This is a genomic window from Rubrivivax sp. JA1055 (assembly GCF_020966565.1).
Classification (GTDB): Bacteria; Pseudomonadota; Gammaproteobacteria; order Burkholderiales; family Burkholderiaceae_C; genus Rubrivivax; species Rubrivivax benzoatilyticus.
On the sequence record NZ_JAJKFP010000003.1, the window covers coordinates 30881 to 49273 of the forward strand.

Genomic DNA, 18393 nt, shown 5'->3' on the forward strand with positions numbered 1-18393 from the left:
CACTATCTATGGTGTGTAGGCGGCGAACGATACCCAATAGATAGCGTCTACTGGTGCGGAACTCGGGCGGTCTTGACGCAGTGCAAGCTCGTCGCGCGAGGGGCTTGCGCCGGCGGCGGTGGCGCGCTTGGCGGCGCCTCGGGCCTCCGGAGACCCTGACGGCGGTGTGGTGCGCAGGTCGCGTCGACCGGTCGGTGGAGGCCCGGTTCGCAGCTGTCTTGACGTCCCGCAAGCCGCTGGCCGCACCCGCGCCTAGACTCCGCCCGCCATGCAACAGCCCCCCTTCGCGGCGCCCGAACTGGTCTGCCCCGCGGGCTCTCTGCGGGCCCTCCAGTTGGCCGTCGACGCCGGCGCCGACACGGTCTACCTGGGCCTGAAGAACGCCACCAACGCCCGGAACTTCGCCGGCCTGAACTTCGACGACGCCCAGGTGCGCGAGGGCATCGCCTACGCGCACAAGCGCGGCCGCAAGGTCCTGATGGCGCTGAACACCTTCGCCCAGTCGGCGGACGTGACGCCCTGGTACCGCGCGGTCGACACCGCCGTCGACTTCGGCGCCGACGCGCTGATCTGCGCCGACACCGCGGTGATGGCCTACGCCACGCGCACGCACCCCGAGCTGCGTCTGCACCTGTCGGTGCAGGCCTCGGCGACGAGCTACGAGGCGATCAACTTCTACCAGCGCCACTACAACATCCAGCGTGCGGTGCTGCCGCGTGTGCTGACGCTGCAGCAGGTGCAGCACGTGCTGCGCAACACGACGGTCGAGATCGAGTGCTTCGCCTTCGGCAGCCTGTGCGTGATGGTCGAAGGCCGCTGCACGCTGTCGTCGTACGCCACCGGCCAGTCGCCGAACAACGTCGGCGTCTGCTCGCCGCCTTCCGCCGTGCGCTGGACCGACACGCCCACCGGCGTCGAGTCGCGCCTGGGCGGCATGCTGATCGACCACTACGCGCCCGACGAGCCTCGCGGCTATCCGACGATCTGCAAGGGCCGCTTCGTCGTCGAAGGCAAGCGCGACTACGCGATCGAGGAGCCGACCAGCCTGAACACGCTGGCCATCCTGCCCGAGCTGATGAAGATGGGCGTCAAGGCGCTGAAGATCGAAGGCCGTCAGCGCAGCCCCGCCTACACCGAGCAGGTGACCAAGGTCTGGCGCCAGGCGATCGACGCGGCCAAGGCCTCGCCCGACCGCTTCAGCGTGCAGCCGGCCTGGACCGCCACGCTGGGCCACCTCGCCGAAGGCCAGCAGCACACGCTCGGCGCGCTGGACCGCCCGTGGCGCTGAGACCGGACGAGACGATGAGTTCCGAACGCATTAAGCTGACCGTCGGCCCGGTGCTGACCTACTGGACGCGCCAGGCGCTGATGGATTTCTACGCCGGTGTCGCCGAATCGGCCGCCGACGCCGTCGTGCTCGGCGAGGTCGTCTGCTCGCGCCGCTACGAGTTCAAGCTCGACGACTGGCTGGACCTGGCCGCCGACCTGCGCGCCGCCGGCAAGGAGGTCGTGCTGGCGACGCAGGGCCTGATCGAGTCCGAGTCCGACCTGCGTGTCGTGCGCCGCATCGCCGAGCAGCGCGACTACCTCGTCGAGGCCGGTGACGCCTCGGCGCTGGCGGTGCTGGAGCCCGCCGGCGTGCCGTTCGCGATCGGCCCGCACGTCAACGTCTACAGCCGTGCCGCGCTCGAGGAGCACGCACGTTTCGGCGCCGTGCGCTGGACGGCGCCGACCGAGCTGCCGCTGGACGCGATGGGCCGCGTGAACCCGGCCGCCGACCCGGTGAAGGCCGGCCAGACGCCGGTCGAGACCGAGGCCTTCGCCTTCGGCCGCACGCCGCTGGCGTTCTCGGCGCGCTGCTTCACCGCGCGCCACCACCGGCTGAGCAAGGACCAGTGCGAGTTCCGCTGCCAGGACTATCCCGACGGCCTGCTGCTGTCGACCAGCGACGGCAAGCCCTTCCTGGTTCTCAACGGCATCCAGACCCAGGGTGCGGCGCAGCACTGCCTGATCGAGCAGCGTGAGCAGATCGTCGCCCACGGCGTGCGCCGCCTGCGCCTGTCGCCGTGCTCGCAGCACTTCAGCACCGTCGTCGCCTGCTTCGAGCAGGTGATGAACCAGGGGGCGCCGGCCGCGGCCGCGCGCCGTGAGCTCGAGGCCATCGCACTGCCGGGCGGTCTGGCCAACGGGTACGCGCAAGGTCGCGCCGGCATGGAATGGAAAGCCGCATGAGCACCAAGTCCCAAGCCTTCGTCGCGCCGCGTTCGCTGGCCGAGCTGCACGCGCTGGCGGCCGCCAAGGTCAAGCCCATCGTGCAGCGCCTGCCGATGCAGCCGCCCAGCCTGGTGCTGGCGCTGGCGATGAACAAGCTGCTGCTGCCGCGCCTGCCGGCCGACGCCAAGGCGGCGCTGTCGGGGCGCAGCGTCGAGGTCGCGGTCACCGACCTCGGCCTGGCGATGAAGCTGCAGCTCGCCGAACGCGGCTTCGTGCTGGCGCCGCAGAGCCAGCCGGTCGCGCTGCGCATCGCCGCCGCGTTGCCCGACTACCTGCGCCTGCTGCGCGGCGAGGACGACGCCGACCGCCTGTTCTTCGAGCGCGCCCTCGTGATGGAAGGCGACACCGAGATGGGCCTGGTGCTGAAGAACACGCTCGACGCGCTGGGGCCGCTGTTCCGCTTCTGATCCGGCGCAACGCCGTTTCTTGTCAATTTTGCAGCTTCGGGTAATTTGACCGTTTTGGCGCGTTTCAGGACCCATAACCCGGTCTTTTGCAACGACTGCCGCCGCCGTTCTTCCCGATGATCGAACCCGGGGCTCCCGCCGCCTGGGGCCCCGTTCGATCCACGAAGAACACCGGCATGAACATCACCGCCTTCACCGTCCGCACCCGGCTGCTCGCCAGCTTCGGGCTGCTCGCCTCGATCGTGCTCGTGGTCAGCGGCTTCGCGCTGCACGCGCAGTGGAAGAGCTATCGGGTCTTCGCCGGCTACGTCAACGAGGACGCGCAGCGCCTGCAATTGGCCAACCGGATGCTCGACGCCGCCAATGCGCGCGCGATCGGTGCGCGCGATCTGGTCATCGTCGACTCCGATGCCGATCGTGCCGCCCTGAAGTCTGCCGTCGGCCAGGCCGACGAACGTGTGCAGCAGAACCTGGCGCGCCTGAAGCAGGCGCTCGCCGCTGCCGACGACGTGGGCGATCGCGAGCGCGAACTCTTCAACGCGATCGAACGCATCGAGGCCGAGTACGGCCCGGTGGCTCGGGCGATCGTCGATCTCGCCGCCTCGGGCCAGAGCGAGGCGGCGATCCGCCGCATCGACGAGCGCTGCCGGCCCTTGCTGGCACGACTGATCGGGGCTGCGGACGCCTATGTCGAGCACGGCAACGAACTGGCCGCCGAACATGTCGCGCAGGCCGACGCGGCCTTCGCCGCCCAGCGCTGGCTGCTGATCGGTGTCGGGCTGGCGGCCATGCTGCTGGCCGGCGTGCTGGCCCACCTCGTGACCGGCGGCATCACGCGGGCGCTGGGTGCCGAGCCGGGTGAACTCGGTGCGGCGGCTTCGCGCGTGGCCGACGGCGATCTCGGCCCGGTGCCGGGTGCCGAACTTGCGCCGGCCGGCAGCGTGCTCGCCTCGCTGGGCGCGATGCAGCAAAGCTTGGCGCGCATCGTCGCCCAGGTGCGTTCGGCCTCCGACTCGATCGCCACCGGTTCGGCGCAGATCGCCACCGGCAACGCCGACCTGTCGCAGCGCACCGAGACCCAGGCTTCCAACCTGGCACAGACGGCGGCCTCGATGGACGAGATGAGCGCCTCGGTGCGCCACAACGCCGAGACCGCGCAGCAGGCGACGCAACTCGCCGGCTCGGCCAGCACCGTGGCCCGCCAGGGCGGTCAGGTCGTCGGCGCGGTGGTCGCGACGATGCAGGAGATCAGCGACAGCTCGCGCCGCATCGCCGACATCACCAGCGTCATCGACGGCATCGCCTTCCAGACCAACATCCTGGCGCTGAACGCCGCCGTCGAGGCGGCCCGCGCCGGCGAGCAGGGCCGCGGTTTCGCGGTCGTCGCCGGCGAGGTGCGTTCGCTGGCCCACCGTGCCGCCGAAGCGGCACGCGAGATCAAGACGCTGATCGGCAGCTCGGTCGACAAGGTCGAGGCCGGCACGCGCCTGGTCGGCGACGCCGGCCGCACGATGGACGAGATCGTTGCCCAGGTGCAGCGTGTGGCCGACCTGATCGGCGAGATCGGCCATGCCACCACCGAGCAGACCGCCGGCATCGCCCAGGTCAGCACCGCCGTCGGCGGTCTGGACCAGGCGACGCAGCAGAACGCCGCGCTCGTCGAAGAGAGCGCCGCGGCCGCCGAGAGCCTGCGCCAGCAGGCCGCGCGGCTGACCACGCTGGTCAGCGTCTTCCGCCTCGGCGCCGGTGAAGCGGAGCCGGCGGCCGTCGCGCCCGCGGCGGCGGCGGCCCGCCCGACGCTCGCCGTGTCGCCGCCGCCGCGCCCGGCGCGCCCGGCGCCGCTGCCGGCCGCGCCCCGCCGGCCGGCCCTGCCCGCCCCGGTGGCCGCGCCTGCCGCCGCCGCGCCGTCCTCGGCCGGCGACGACTGGACCACGTTCTGAGCCTGTGGCCGCGCTGTCGCGCGACGCCGACGCCGCGCTTGATGCAGGTCATGTGCACTGCAGCAAACGGGCGGGCAGCGTGCACCGTCGTGCCGCGCTAGGCTGAACGCCCCACACGGCGCGCCGCGCGCCGGCCAGAATCGGTCTGGTGGCCGCACCGGGTCTCGACCGGTCGGTCGCCGCGCCGCGCGCCCACCGCGCGGCGCCGTCGTCGCGCCGTCCGAACGGCGGGGCGCATCGCCGAGACGACCACCGAGGACGGATCCATGGGTGCTCAGGAAGGCCTGATCGAGAACCTCACCTACGACGAGCTGCGCCCCGGCCAGCGCGCGCAGATGATGCGCACGCTGTCGATGGACGACATCAACGCCTTCGCGCTCGTCTCTGGCGACGTCAACCCGGCGCACGTCGACGCCGAGTACGCCGAGGGCACGCGGTTCAAGGGCGTCATCGCCCACGGCATGTGGGCCGGCGCGCTGATCTCCAGCCTGCTCGGCACCGAGTTCCCCGGGCCGGGCACGATCTATCTCGAGCAAAGCCTGCGTTTCCACCGCCCGGTGCACGTCGGCGACACGCTGACGGTGGGCGTCACGGTGGCCGAGAAGGACGACGCGACGCGCAACGTCACGCTCGACTGCATCGTGCTCAACCAGCACGGCGATCAGGTCGTCACCGGCCGCGCGCTGGTGCGTGCGCCGACGCAGAAGATCGTGCGCCCGCGCGCCGCGATGCCGACGATGCACCTGTTCGACCCCGAGGCGCGGCTCGAAGCCTGGGTGCAGACGCTGAGCGGCCACCCGCCGGTGCGCTGCGTCGTCGTGCACCCTTGCGACGAAGGCTCGCTGCACGGCGCGCTCGACGCGCGCGCGCACGGGCTGATCGAGCCGGTGTTCGTCGGCCCGGCGCTGCGCATCCGCACGCTGGCCGAGCAGCTGCAGGTCTCGCTGGACGGCATCGAGATCGTCGACGTGCCGCACAGCCACGCCGCCGCGGTCGCCGCCGCGGCGCTGGCCGCGCGTGGCGAGGCGCAGATGCTGATGAAGGGCAGCCTGCACACCGACGAGCTGATCAAGGCCGTGCTCGACGAGAACTCGCTGCGCACCGGGCGGCGCATGTCGCACGTCTACCGCTTCGAGGTGCCGGCCTACCCGAAGCCGCTGCTCGTCACCGACGCGGCGATCAACATCGCGCCGACGCTGTCCGACAAGGCCGACATCGTGCGCAACGCCGTCGAGCTGGCGCACGCGCTGGGCGTGCACCAGCCGCGGGTCGCGCTGCTGTCGGCGGTGGAGACGGTGACGCCGCGGCTGGCCTCGACGCTGGACGCCGCGGCGCTGTGCAAGATGGCCGATCGCGGCCAGATCACCGGCGCGCTGCTCGACGGGCCGCTGGCCTTCGACAACGCGATCTCGGTCGAGGCCGCGCGCATCAAGCACATCGAGTCGCCGGTGGCCGGCAATGCCGACATCCTCGTCGTGCCCGATCTGGAGGCCGGCAACATGCTCGCCAAGCAGCTCGAGTACCTGGCCGGTGCGGCGAGCTGCGGCGTCGTGCTCGGCGCGCGCGTGCCGATCGCGCTGACCAGCCGCGCCGACGCGGCGATCTCGCGCATGGCCTCGGCGGCGCTGGCCGGCGTCGTCGCCCGCGCCATCGCCGCCGGGAAGGCGCGATGAACGCTGCACCGCGCGACGCGGTGCTGGCGCTCAACGCGGGGTCCTCGTCGCTGAAGTTCGGCGTCTACGAGCGCCAGGGCCCGGCCTTGTGGACCGGGCTGTTCGAGGGCCTGGAGCCCGGCGGCGCGCCGAGCTGGCATCTTGGCGACGACCCAGCCAGCGCGCTGATGCCGGCACCGGGCCAGGACAGTTTTGCCGCCGCGCTGGACGCGCTGCTGGCCTTGCTGGCGGCACGCGGGCGGCGGCTCGCGGCGGTGGCGCACCGCGTCGTGCACGGCGGCGAGCGCTGCGTCGCGCCCTGCGTGCTCGACGCCGAACTGCTGACCTATCTGCACACGCTGGAGCCGCTGGCGCCGCTGCACCAGCCGCACAACCTGGCCGGCGTCGCGGCGATCCACCGCGCGCTGCCGGCGCTGCCTCAGGTGGCGTGTTTCGACACCGCCTTCCACGCGACGATGCCCGAGGTCGAACGCCGGCTGCCGCTGCCGCGTGACTTCGAGTCGCGAGGCCTGCGGCGCTACGGCTTTCACGGCCTGTCCTACGAGTCGGTCAGCGGCACGCTGGCCGGCGTCTCGGCGCGTGCCGGCGGCCGGCTGCTGATGGCCCACCTGGGCAACGGCGCCAGCCTCTGCGGCGCCGTCGGCGGGCGTTCGGTCGCCTCGTCGATGGGCCTGTCGGCGCTGGACGGGCTGATGATGGGCACCCGCAGCGGCGCGTTGGACCCCGGCGTGCTGCTCCACCTGTGGCGCGACGGCTGGACGCTGGAGCAGGTCGAGCGCCTGCTCTACAAGGAGTCGGGGCTGCTCGGCGTGTCCGGGCTGTCGGCCGACATGCGCACGCTGCGCGCCAGCGCCGAGCCGGCGGCGGCCGAGGCGATCGCGCTGTTCACCCACCGCCTGCTGCGCGAAGCCGGCGCCATCGTCGCCGTGCTCGGCGGGCTGGACGTCCTGGCCTTCACCGGCGGCATCGGCGAACACGACGCGCAGCTGCGCGAAGACGTCGCCGCAGGGCTGGGTTTCACCGGCCTGGTGCTCGACGCCGCCGCCAACCGCGCGGCGCCGCCCGACCGGCCGGTGCCGCTGCACGCCGCCGGCAGCGCCGTCGAGGTCTGGGTCGTGCCGACCGACGAAGGCCGGGTCGCCGCCGATGCCGCGTTCCGCCACCTGGACGGCGGCTGAGTTTCAAGGAGTCCGCATGCACAACCCGAACGTCGCCGCCGCCGTGCTCGCCGATCCGGCGCTGGACCCGGCGCTGGCCGCCGCACGCCGCCTCGACAGCCATTTCCACGCCGCCGTCGCGCCGGCCTTCTCGGGGCTGTCGCCGATCTCGCTGGCGCTGGCCTGGCAGGACTGGGCGCTGCACCTGGCGACGCAGCCGGCCACCGCGCTGGCGCTGGTCGCCCGCGCCCAGCAGTCCTGGCTGCAGGCCTGGGGCGAGATGCTGGGCCACGCCGAACCCGGCAACGGCGACGCCCGTTTTGCCGCCCCGGCGTGGAAGCACTGGCCGTGGGCGCCGGTGGTGCACGGCTGGCACGCCACCGAACGCTGGTGGCAGGACGCGACCGACCTGCGCGGCGTCGACCCGCACCACCGCGAGGTCGTGCGTTTCTTCGCCCGCCAGTGGCTGGACATGCTGGCGCCGTCGAATGCCGGCCTGGCCAACCCCGAGGTGCTGCAGCGCACCGCCGAACGCGGCGGCGCCAACCTCGTCGACGGCACGCTGCACGCGCTCGACGAGTGGCGCCGCCAGCACGGCCTGGAGCCGCTGCGCACGCCCGAGCGGCGTTACGAGCCCGGTGTCGACGTCGCCGTGACGCCGGGCCAGGTGGTCTGGCGCAACCACCTCGTCGAGCTGATCCAGTACCTGCCGCTGACCGCCTCGGTGCAGGCCGAGCCGGTGTTCATCGTGCCGTCGTGGATCATGAAGTACTACATCCTCGACCTGTCGCCGCACAACTCGTTCGTCAAGTGGCTGGTCGAGCAGGGCCACACGGTGTTCATCCTCAGCTGGCGCAACCCCGACGAGTCGGACGCGCTGCTGGCGATGCAGGACTACCTGGAACTCGGCATCTTCGACCCGCTGGCGCAGATCGCCCGCATGATCCCCGGCCGGCGTGTGCACGCCTGCGGCTACTGCCTGGGCGGCACGCTGCTGTCGCTGGCCGCCGCGGCGCTGGCGCGGCCGGGGCGCATCGCGCGCGCCGAGCTGCTGCCGGAGCTGGCCAGCGTCTCGCTGCTGGCGGCCGAGACCGATTTCACCGAGCCCGGCGAGATGGGCGTGCTGATCGACGAGTCGCAGGTCACGCTGCTCGAGGACATGATGGCCGAGCGCGGCTTCCTCACCGGCGCGCAGATGGCGGGCTCCTTCGCCTACCTGCATTCACGCGACCAGGTCTGGTCGCGGCGGCTGCGCGAGTTCTGGCTCGGCGAGCCCGACAGCCCGAACGACCTGATGGCCTGGAACGCCGACCTGACGCGCATGCCGGCGGCGATGCACAGCGAGTACCTGCGCCGCTGCTACCTGCGCAACGAGATCGCCGAAGGGCGTTTCCCGGTCGAAGGCCGGGCGGTGTCGCTGTCGGACATTGCGGCGCCGATGTTCGTCGTCGGCACCGAGAAGGACCACGTCTCGCCGTGGAAGTCGGTCTACAAGATCCACCGCCTGGCCGACACCACGATCACCTTCGTGCTGACCAGCGGCGGCCACAACGCCGGCATCGTCAGCGAGCCCGGCCACGCCAACCGGCGCTACCGCATGGCCACACGCGAGGTCGACGGCGCCTGGGTCGACCCGCAAGCCTGGGCCGAGCAGGCGCCGCGCCACGAAGGTTCGTGGTGGACCGCCTGGCACGACTGGCTGCTGGCCCAGGGCAGCGGCGAGACCGCCAAGGCGCGCACGCCGGCCAAGGCCGACGTCGTCTGCGCCGCGCCGGGCACTTACGTGCACCAGTGCTGGCGTGACTGAGTCCGGACATGGGACGCCGGAAGGCGTCCCGTGCCGGACGAAGGCCTGAGCGCGATTTCACGCGCGAGGGCTGGCCTCGATCCGGTCTCAATCCGGTTTGACGAAGCGCGCCACGGCGGCGATCAGCTCGCGCGGCCGCTCGCGGTGCGGCACGTGGCCGCAGTCCTCCAGTTCCAGCAGCACCGTGCCCGGCACCTGCCGCGCCACGCTGCGGATCTGCTCCAGCGTGCCGTAGTCGTCGCGTTCGCCCTGCACCGCGAGCAGCGGGCAGCGGATCGCGGCGACCTCGTCGACGATGGACCAGCCGTGGAAACGTTCGTCCAGCCAGACGCCGTTCCAGCCCCAGAAGGCCGAGTCGGGGTCGTCGTGCCAGCGTGCCAGCCGGGCGCGCAGGTCGCCTTCGACGTAGGCCCGGCGGGCGGCGCGCAGGCCGGCGAGCGTGAGGTCTTCGACCCACAGGTGCGGCGCGACGATCACCGCACCGGCGGCGACGCCGGGGAAGGCCGCGGCGTGCAGCAGCGCGATCGTCGCGCCGTCGCTGTGGCCGAAGAGCCAGAGCGGCTCGCGCGCCGGGTCGAGGCCGCGCTCGGCGAGCAGCGCCGGCAGCAGGTCCTGCGCCTGGCGGTGCAGATAACTCGCGTCCCAGTGTTCGTCGGCCGCGCGCGGCGTCGAGCGGCCGTAGCCGGGGCGCGAATAGACCAGCCCGCGCCAGCCGAGCGCGGCGCAGAGCCGGTCGGGGAAGTCGCGCCAGGCCGCCGCCGAACCCAGGCCCTCGTGCAGGAAGACCATGCACGGCGTGCCCGGCGGCGCGTCGCGGCCGATCTCGCGCCACTCGATGCGCACGCGGCGGCCGTCGAACGGCAGCTCGCTGAACGAGGTTCCCTCACGCATCGCGCGACCTTAACGCCGTGGGCCGGCTTGGACCTTTCGCGTCCGGGGCCTTGGCGCCGGCTTTTGGCATCGACGGCGCACCCGGCCCAGAATGATTCCGCTGCCTGACGGTTCCGGACGTCGGGTGGTCAGGAAGATCGAGTTACGGGGCCCTCGCGGCCCCGTTTTTTTTGCCCTCAGCGAACGCGCAGACGCGGCGCTTCGCCGGCTGCCGGCACGACACGGCCGACGACCGCGGCGTCGCCGAAACCGTGTTCGCGGAAGACCGCCAGCACCGCGTCCAGCGCCTCGGGCGCGCAGGCGGTGAGCAGGCCGCCGCTGGTCTGCGGGTCGGTCAGCAGCGCGCGGTCCTCGGCGGCGAAGCCCTCGGGCAGCTCGACCTCGGCGCCGTAGCTGGCCCAGTTGCGCCCCGACGCGCCGGTGACGAAACCCTGGCCGGCGAGCGCACGCACGCCCGGCAGCAGCGGCACCGAGGCCCAGTCGAGCTCGACGTCGTGGCCCGAGCCGCGTGCCATCTCCAGCGCGTGGCCGGCGAGCGCGAAGCCGGTGACGTCGGTCAGCGCGTGCACCGCGTCCAGCGCCGCGAGGTCGGGCCCCGGCGTGTTGAGTTTCGTCGTCGTCGCGATCATGCGGTCGTAGCCCTCGGCGCCGAGCGCACCCTTCTTCAGCGCCGCCGACATCACGCCGACACCCAGCGGCTTGCCCAGCACCAGCAGGTCGCCGGGCTTCGCGCCGGCGTTGCGGCGCACCCGCTGCGGGTGCACCAGGCCCAGCGCCACGAGGCCATAGATCGCCTCGACCGAGTCGATCGAATGGCCGCCGGCGATCGGGATGCCGGCGGCCCGGCAGACCGAGGCGCCGCCTTCGAGCACCCGCCCGATGGTCTCGGTGGACAGCACCGCGATCGGCATGCCGACCAGCGCCAGCGCCAGGATCGGCTTGCCACCCATCGCGTAGACGTCGGACAGCGCGTTGGTCGCGGCGATGCGGCCGAAGTCGAAGGGGTCGTCGACGATCGGCATGAAGAAGTCGGTCGTCGCGACCAGCGCCTGCTCGTCGTTGAGCTGGTAGACCGCGGCGTCGTCGCTGGTCTCGATGCCGACCAGCAACTCGGGCGGCACCGGCATCGCCGACGCGCCGCGCAGGATCTCGGTCAGCACGCCCGGGGCGATCTTGCAGCCGCAGCCGCCGCCGTGCGACAGCGAGGTCAGACGGGGCTCTGCAGGGGCGGGGGCGGTGGTCATCGGCGGCTTTCGCAAAGATGGATCGGCCGCGAGCATAGTCCCGCCCGGGAAACCGAGCGCCTGCGCGGGCCGGGCCGAAATTCCATAATCGCGCCCCCAATCGACCCAGGGAGAACCGATGTTCCACCGCCTGATGTCGCGCGCGCTGCGCGCCGCTGTCGTCGCCGCCGCCTTCACCGCCGTCGGCGCCCAGGCGCAGCAGGTGCTGCGCGTCACCGCGATCCCCGACGAGTCGCCGACCGAACTGGCGCGCAAGGCCGCGCCGCTGGTCAAGTACCTCGAGTCCAAGCTCGCGATGAAGGTCGAGTACACGCCGGTGACCGACTACGCCGCGGCCGTCGAGACCCTGGTCACGCGCAAGATCGACCTCGCCTGGTTCGGCGGCTTCACCTTCGTGCAGGCCAACATCCGCTCCGGCGGCCAGGTGATCCCGCTGGTGCAGCGCGAGGAGGACCAGAAGTTCCGCTCGGTCTTCGTCACCGCCGACCCGGCGGTGCGCTCGCTGGCCGACATCAAGGGCCGCGACTTCAGCTTCGGCTCGCAGAGCTCGACCTCGGGCCACTTGATGCCGCGCAGCTTCCTGATGGCCGCCGGGCTGGAACCCGACCGCGACTTCCGCCGTGTCGCCTACAGCGGCGCGCACGACGCCACGGTGGCCGCGGTCGCCGCCGGCAAGGTGGCCGCCGGGGCGCTGAACATCTCGGTCTGGGACAAGCTCGTCGCCGAGGGCAAGGTCGACACGCAGCGGGTGCGTGTCTTCTACACGACGCCCGCGTACTACGACTACAACTGGACCGTGCACGCCCAGATGCCGGCGCCGCTGCGCGAGAAGCTCAAGGCCGCCTTCCTGGCGCTGTCGCGCGACACCGCCGAAGGCCGCGAGGTGCTGGAACTGCAGCGCGCGACGCGTTTCGTGCCGACCAGCCCGGACAACTACAAGGGCATCGAAGCCGCGGCACGCGCCGCCGGCCTGATCTGAGCGCGGCCGCGATGCGCATCGCGCTGGCCGCCGCCGTCGGCCGCCACCCGGCGGCGCGTGCCGACGTGCCGGCGGCCATCGACGGCCTGACGCTGGACATCGCGCCTGGCGAGGCGGTGGCCGTCATCGGCCCGTCGGGCGCCGGCAAGACGACGCTGCTGCAGCTCATCGCCGCGGCGCTGCGGCCCTCGGCCGGGCAGGTCGTGCTCGACGGCACCGACCCTTGGACGCTGCCGCGCGCGGCGCTGCAGCGGCTGCGCGGCCGGCTGTTCCTGGCCCCGCAGACGCCGCCGCTGCCGCCGCGCCAGCGTGTCGTCACCGCGGTGACGGCCGGCCGGCTGCCGGCGATGGGCTTCTGGCAGAGCCTGGCGGCGCTGGTGCACGCGCAGGACATCGGCGCGGCCGAAGCGGCGCTGGCGCGTTTCGACCTCGCCGACAAGCTCTTCGAGCGTGTCGACCGCCTGTCCGGCGGCGAGCGCCAGCGTGTCGGCCTGGCGCGTGCGCTGCTGTCGCCGGCGTCGCTGTGGCTGGTCGACGAGCCGCTGTCGGCGCTGGACCCGGCGCGTGCCGCCCAGGCGCTGGCCGCCTTGCGCGACGAGGCCGCGGCGCGTGGCGTGACGCTGGTCGCGTCGCTGCACCAGGTCGACGCGGCGCTGGCCGCGTTCCCGCGCGTGATCGGCCTGCGCGACGGCCGCCTGGCTTTCGACCTGCCGGCCGCCGAGGTGACGCCGGCGCGGCTGCAGGCCTTGTACGCGGCGCGCGAGGACCTCGCGCCGGTGATCGAGGATCTGCCGGCCGAACGCGCGCTGGTCGCCGGCCGATGCTGAACCCGGCGCGCCGCGACCCGGCCTGGGCCGGGCGGATCTTCTGGACCGGCGCCGTGCTGGTGCTGCTGTGGCCTCTGGTCGTGGCCACCGAGTTCCGGCCGCTGCGGTTGTTCGAGCCCGAGACGCTGGCCGTCAGCGGGCGTTTTCTCGCCGCCTTCTTCCCGCCGGCGCTCGCGCCCGAGTTCCTGGCGCTGGTCGCGAAAGCGACCTGGCGCACCGTGGCGATCGCCACCGCCGGCATCACGCTGGCGCTGCTGATCGCGGTGCCGGGCGCGCTGCTGACGGCGCGTGTGCTGTCGCTGTCGGCGCTGGCCGGGCCGATGGCCGCTGTGCCGCTGGTCGTGCGTCAGGCGGTGCGCGCGCTGCTCGTCGTGCTGCGCAGCGTGCCCGAACTCGTCTGGGCGCTGGTCTTCGTGCGTGTCGTCGGCCTGGGGCCGACCTCGGGCGTGCTGGCGATCGCGCTGACCTACGGCGGCATGCTCGGCAAGGTCTACGCCGAGATCCTGGACAGCGGCGAGGCCGCGCCGGCGCAGGCGCTGCTGCGCCAGGGCGCCGGCCGGCTGCAGGCCTTCTTCTGGGCGCTGCTGCCGCAGAACGCGCACGAGCTGGCCTCGTACACCGTCTACCGCTGGGAATGCGCGATCCGCTCGTCGGTGGTGCTCGGTTTCGTCGGCGCTGGCGGCCTGGGTCAGGAGCTGGACGGCTCCCTGAAGATGTTCGCCGGCGCCGAGGTGGCGACGATGCTGATCGTCTTCGTCGCGCTGGTGGCGCTGGCCGACCGCGCCAGCGCGACGATCCGCAAGGTGCTGGGATGAGCGTGCCGCGGCCTGTCGCCGACTGGCGCGTGCGCGCGCTGCTGGGCGCGCTGGCGGCGCTGGTCGTCGCCAGCTTCGTTTCGCTGGACCTGCAGTGGCGTGCCTTCTTCTCGGCCGAGGCGCTGGGCTCGATGGCACGTTTCGTCGCCGAGTTCTTCCCGCCGGCACACGACCCGGTGTTCGTCGCCAAGGTCGTGCGCGGCGCCGGCGAGACGCTGGCGATGTCGCTGCTGGGCACGGCGCTGGCGGCCGTCGGCGGGCTGCTGCTGGCGCTGCCGCGCCGCGGCCGGTGGCTGGCGCGCTGGCTGATGAACGCGCTGCGGGCGGTGCCGGAACTCGTCTGGGCGGCGCTGCTGCTGGTCGCCGCCGGCCTGGGGCCGATGACCGGCACGCTGGCGCTGGCGCTGCACACCACCGGCGTGCTCGGCCGGCTGTTCGGCGAGGCGATCGAGAACGCGCCGCCCGGCCCGGCCGAGGCGCTGCGCGCGCAGGGTGTCGAAGGCTGGCGCGTCGCCGCCTGGGCGACGCTGCCGCAGGTGCTGCCGCAGCTCGTCAGCTACACGCTGTACCGCTGGGAGAACAACATCCGCGCCGCCGCGGTGCTGGGCGTCGTCGGCGCCGGCGGGCTGGGGCAGATGCTGGCCTTCCACCTCGGCCTGTTCCAGATGGGCCGCACGGCGACGGTGCTGCTGGCGATGATCGTGCTGGTGCTGGCGGTCGACGCGGCCAGCGTCTTCGTGCGCCGGATGCTGATGCGCTGAGCACAATGGCACGCCGGCCGCCCGCGAGCACGGGGGCCGGGCCGCGCAGGGCGCGTGCCAGAATCGTCGCCGACATGAAGATCCTGCTCACCGGTGCCGCCGGTTTCATCGGCATGACGACGGCGCTGCGGCTGCTCGCGCGCGGCGACGAGGTGGTCGGTCTCGACAACCTCAACGACTACTACGACGTCCGGCTCAAGCTCGACCGCCTGGCGCGGCTCGAGCCGCACCCGGGCTTCCGCTTCGTCAAGCTCGACGTCGCCGACCGTGCCGGCATGGAGGCGCTGTTCGCCGCCGAACGTTTCGACCGCGTCATCCACCTCGCCGCGCAGGCCGGCGTGCGCTACTCGCTGCAGAACCCGCACGCCTACGTCGACAGCAATCTCGTCGGCTTCATCAACATCCTCGAGGGCTGTCGCCACGCGCAGGTGCAGCACCTCGTCTACGCCTCCAGCTCCAGCGTCTACGGCGGCAACACGAAGATGCCGTTCTCCGAGCACGACAGCGTCGACCACCCGGTCAGCCTGTACGCGGCGACGAAGAAGGCCAACGAGCTGATGGCCCACACCTACAGCCATCTCTACGGCCTGCCAACGACGGGGCTGCGCTTCTTCACCGTCTACGGCCCCTGGGGCCGGCCGGACATGGCGCTGTTCCTGTTCACCAAGGCGATCCTGGAAGGGCGTGCGATCGACGTCTTCAACCACGGCCGCATGAAGCGCGACTTCACCTACGTGGACGACATCGTCGAAGGCGTGATCCGCGTGCTCGACCGCACGGCCGAGCCCGACCCGGCCTACCGTCCCGAGGCGCCCGACGCCGGCACCAGCAACGTGCCCTACCGCGTCTTCAACATCGGCAACCACGCGCCGGTGGAGCTGATGGAGTTCATCGGCCACGTCGAGGCCGCGCTCGGCCGCGAGGCACAGAAGAACCTGCTGCCGATGCAGGACGGCGACGTGCCGGCGACCTACGCCGACGTTGACGCGCTGAGTGCCTGGACCGGTTTCGCGCCGGCCACCGACCTGCGCACCGGCATCGGCCGCTTCGTCGACTGGTACCGCGGCTACTACCGCGTCTGATCAGCGCGGCAGCGCCGTGGCCGTCGGCTCCGGCGGAGCGGCCTGCTGCAGCAGCTCGTGCACGTGGCGCACGGGGATCGCGTAGCTGATGCCCGAGGGGTACTGGATCGCGTTCTCGCGCGTGCCGCGCACCAGCACCATGTTGACGACGGCGACGACCTCGCCGGTCTCGGCGTCCAGCACCGGGCCGCCGCTGTTGCCGGGGTAGGCGGTGGCGTCGAGCTGGAAGATGTCGAAGCTGCCCTCGCGCAGCTTCTGCAGCGCCCGCGGGTCGAGCTGGCGCGAGTTCGCCGCCGGCAGCGCGATCGAGGTCACCGCCGAGACGATGCCGCGGTGCGTGACCGGCGAATAGCCCAGCGCGCCGGCGATCGGGAAGCCCATCAGCGCGATCGACATGCCTTCGCGCGCGGCGTCGGCGTCGGCCAGCGGCAGCGGCGGCAGCGACGGGCCCTCGATCTTCAGCAGCACCAGGTCGTGCGAGCGGTCGGAGCCGGCCAGGCGCGCCGAGCGGGCTTCCGACACCTTGCCGTTGCGCGCCACCAGCACCGACAGCCGCGACAGCTGCTCGACCTCGTTGGCCGGCGGCAGCACGTGCTGGTTGGTGATGACGTAGCTGCCGTCGAGCACGGCGAAGCCGCTGCCGCGGAACGAGAAGCGCGGGTTGTCCAGCGGGTTGAAGGTGCCGACGGCGACGACCCCGGGCTTGGCCGCGGCGATGACGTCGGGCAGGCCGGCCCAGGCCGGCAAGGTCAGCGACAGCAGCGAAGCCGCCAGCCAGGCGCGGCGCCGGGGACCGGTGCCGTGGCCGGCGCCGCGACGGGCATCGATCGGGGAGGTGGGGGCGGGGATCAGCGTCGGGAACGGGGCGCGCACGGTAGGGCCAGCATAGCACCCGCAGGTGGTGCGTCCGGCCCCCCGCTCAGGCTGCCCGGCGGCCGTCGGGCAGCGGCCGGGCCGCCGGCTCCGCCGGGTCGGGCGCGAGGTCGGCGTGCGTCGTGCCGGTCTCCAGCAGGCGCACGCAGCGCATCCAGGCCGGGTCCGGCGCCTCGACGCGGAAGCCGTGGTAGTGGCCGGTGGCCGTCGGCACGCGCCGCACGACCTCGGTCAGCACCGTGGATTCGACGCCTTCGCCGAGCTGCACCTTGGCCCAGCCGCGTGCGCCCAGCGGCAGGTCGTTCGCGCCGTGGGCCTGGAAGCCCTGCTGCGACAGCTCCACCACCTCCAGCGCCTGCGGCCGGTCTTCCAGCGTCAGCACCGCCGGGCACTTCAGCGAGTAGCGCGGGTGGCGGCGCAGCGCGGCGCCACCGGCCTGGTGGCCGTAGGGCAGCGGCGGCAGCACCGCGGCGTACTCGGGGCTGTCGTAGATGCTGTGCAGCAGCCCCAGCCGGCGCGTGTCGAGCTGGGCGAAGCAGTCGGTGCGCTGGGTGAAGAAGTAGTCCAGCAGCGCCGGCGTCATCACCGGGTCGTTGGTCGTGAAGTAGCGGCGCTCGGGCAGCTTGGCGTTGGGCAGGCGCGAGGTGATGAAGTAGCGGTACAGGTCCTTGCGCGGCGGGCGGCCGTCGTAGCCTTCCTTCAGCAGCGTCGGGGCCTCGTGCAGGTCCAGCGTCGCGCCGACCGCCGGCGCGCCGTTGGCGAAGTCGTAGTGGTCGACCTCGGAGGCCTGCAGGCGGCGGAAGAACAGCAGCGACTCGTAGAGCTCGATCTTCGCCGGGTTGACGGCAATGACCAGGTGCCGGGTGTCGAAGTAGTGCACGCAGTAGTCGTGCATGAACTTCATCAGCGGGAACAGGATCCTGCCGCCGGTGGAGCGGAACTTCGGGTGCACCGCCAGCGCCGAGATCTCGGCGATGCGCCCCGGCTGGGCGCGCACCGCGGTCAGGTCGAACACCGACTGCAGCGGGAAGCCGAAAACGCCCTCGCGGATCATCGACAGGGTGCCGACGACCTCGCCGTCCCAGAACGCGGCGATCGTCGTCGTCGTCGGCAGCGCGTGGTATGGCGTGACGCGCAGGCCCGACGGGTGCGGCTTCATGAAGCCGCTGGCGACGTAGGCGTCGTGCAGCAGCCGGAAGCAGGCTTCGAGATCCTGGCGGCTGTCGACGATGCGGATCTCCAGCCGGCCGTCCGGGGCCGGCTCGCAGTCGACCATGCGGCGGAAGATCGCGTGCCGGGCGGAGTCGGGCAGCATCCCCATCGCGGAACGCAGACCGGCGTGGACGTTCTTTCGCAGGGTGCTCATGGCTCAGGTTACGGCGTGCGGCGCGGCAGGTTGAGGATCTGCAACACCTTGTCGCAATTGAGCGCCTGGCGGACCGGTGAGAACCAGTACACGGACGGCTTCATCCACGGGGTGCCGACCACCGATTCAAGGGCCCGTTGCAAGGTGTGTCGGCGCCGGGTCGCGGTCTACACTGCGTGCACCGGACCCGCTCCAGAGCTTGTCGCCTGCGCCGAATCCGAGGGAGCCGTGATGAACGACACCGAACGACCCATCGAACCCCAAGAACCGGATCACGCCGAGGGCACTCCGTCTGGC

General features: G+C 72.4%; 16 protein-coding genes. 12 read left to right on the plus strand and 4 right to left on the minus strand.

What is annotated here, in order from left to right:
- Positions 1–268: 268 nt before the first annotated feature.
- From LOC65_RS05805 to LOC65_RS05835, 7 genes are all read left to right on the plus strand, one after another.
- Positions 269–1288 (plus strand): peptidase U32 family protein, encoded by a 1020-nt coding sequence (locus tag LOC65_RS05805; protein WP_009857325.1) that lies wholly within the window; start codon positions 269–271, stop codon positions 1286–1288.
- Between the two features lie 14 nt (positions 1289–1302).
- Positions 1303–2232 (plus strand): U32 family peptidase, encoded by a 930-nt coding sequence (locus tag LOC65_RS05810; protein WP_029718573.1) that lies wholly within the window; start codon positions 1303–1305, stop codon positions 2230–2232.
- On the plus strand, positions 2229–2681 hold the full coding sequence (locus LOC65_RS05815; RefSeq protein WP_009857327.1) for an SCP2 domain-containing protein: 453 nt from the start codon (positions 2229–2231) through the stop codon (positions 2679–2681). The genes LOC65_RS05810 and LOC65_RS05815 overlap by 4 nt, the downstream gene beginning before the upstream one ends.
- Positions 2682–2857: 176 nt before the next feature.
- The gene (locus LOC65_RS05820; RefSeq protein ID WP_230246892.1) at positions 2858–4621 is read left to right on the plus strand and encodes a methyl-accepting chemotaxis protein; all 1764 of its coding nucleotides are present in this window, start codon (positions 2858–2860) and stop codon (positions 4619–4621) included.
- Between the two features lie 266 nt (positions 4622–4887).
- Positions 4888–6294: a bifunctional enoyl-CoA hydratase/phosphate acetyltransferase gene (locus LOC65_RS05825; RefSeq protein ID WP_230246893.1), complete on the plus strand. Its 1407-nt coding sequence runs from the start codon at positions 4888–4890 to the stop codon at positions 6292–6294.
- Positions 6291–7472, plus strand: a complete 1182-nt coding sequence (locus tag LOC65_RS05830; protein WP_230246894.1) for an acetate/propionate family kinase — start codon at positions 6291–6293, stop codon at positions 7470–7472. The genes LOC65_RS05825 and LOC65_RS05830 overlap by 4 nt, the downstream gene beginning before the upstream one ends.
- A gap of 16 nt (positions 7473–7488) precedes the next feature.
- Positions 7489–9258 (plus strand): alpha/beta hydrolase, encoded by a 1770-nt coding sequence (locus tag LOC65_RS05835; protein WP_230246895.1) that lies wholly within the window; start codon positions 7489–7491, stop codon positions 9256–9258.
- 87 nt (positions 9259–9345) lie between these two features.
- Here the strand turns inward: LOC65_RS05835 and LOC65_RS05840 are convergent, their stop codons facing one another.
- A complete protein-coding gene (locus tag LOC65_RS05840; protein WP_009857332.1) occupies positions 9346–10149 on the minus strand; it encodes an alpha/beta fold hydrolase in 804 nt (267 codons plus the stop codon).
- A gap of 176 nt (positions 10150–10325) precedes the next feature.
- A complete protein-coding gene (gene selD / locus LOC65_RS05845; protein WP_230246896.1) occupies positions 10326–11393 on the minus strand; it encodes a selenide, water dikinase SelD in 1068 nt (355 codons plus the stop codon).
- Positions 11394–11511: 118 nt separating this feature from the next.
- Here selD and LOC65_RS05850 point away from each other — a divergent pair, with 118 nt between their 5' ends.
- The 5 genes from LOC65_RS05850 (at position 11512) to LOC65_RS05870 (ending at position 15857) form a co-directional block, all read left to right on the plus strand.
- Complete coding sequence (locus tag LOC65_RS05850; protein ID WP_009857334.1) at positions 11512–12372, plus strand: putative selenate ABC transporter substrate-binding protein; 861 nt, start codon at positions 11512–11514, stop codon at positions 12370–12372.
- Positions 12373–12383: 11 nt separating this feature from the next.
- Positions 12384–13199 carry a phosphonate ABC transporter ATP-binding protein gene (locus LOC65_RS05855; RefSeq protein ID WP_230246897.1) on the plus strand — a complete coding sequence of 272 codons (816 nt, stop codon included), beginning with the start codon at positions 12384–12386 and terminating at the stop codon, positions 13197–13199.
- A complete protein-coding gene (locus LOC65_RS05860; protein WP_230246898.1) occupies positions 13193–14014 on the plus strand; it encodes an ABC transporter permease in 822 nt (273 codons plus the stop codon). Before LOC65_RS05855 ends, LOC65_RS05860 begins: the two co-directional genes overlap by 7 nt.
- A complete protein-coding gene (gene phnE / locus LOC65_RS05865) occupies positions 14011–14775 on the plus strand; it encodes a phosphonate ABC transporter, permease protein PhnE (protein WP_230246899.1) in 765 nt (254 codons plus the stop codon). Before LOC65_RS05860 ends, phnE begins: the two co-directional genes overlap by 4 nt.
- Positions 14776–14849: 74 nt before the next feature.
- A complete protein-coding gene (locus LOC65_RS05870; RefSeq protein WP_230246900.1) occupies positions 14850–15857 on the plus strand; it encodes an NAD-dependent epimerase in 1008 nt (335 codons plus the stop codon).
- Here LOC65_RS05870 and LOC65_RS05875 read toward each other — a convergent pair whose 3' ends face one another.
- Together LOC65_RS05875 and LOC65_RS05880 are read right to left on the minus strand one after the other, a co-directional pair.
- Positions 15858–16730, minus strand: coding sequence for a S1C family serine protease (locus LOC65_RS05875; RefSeq protein WP_164962593.1), 873 nt, complete (start codon positions 16728–16730; stop codon positions 15858–15860).
- A 46-nt stretch (positions 16731–16776) separates the two neighbouring features.
- Positions 16777–18096, minus strand: coding sequence for a PilZ domain-containing protein (locus LOC65_RS05880; protein ID WP_230246901.1), 1320 nt, complete (start codon positions 18094–18096; stop codon positions 16777–16779).
- Positions 18097–18393: the final 297 nt, after the last annotated feature.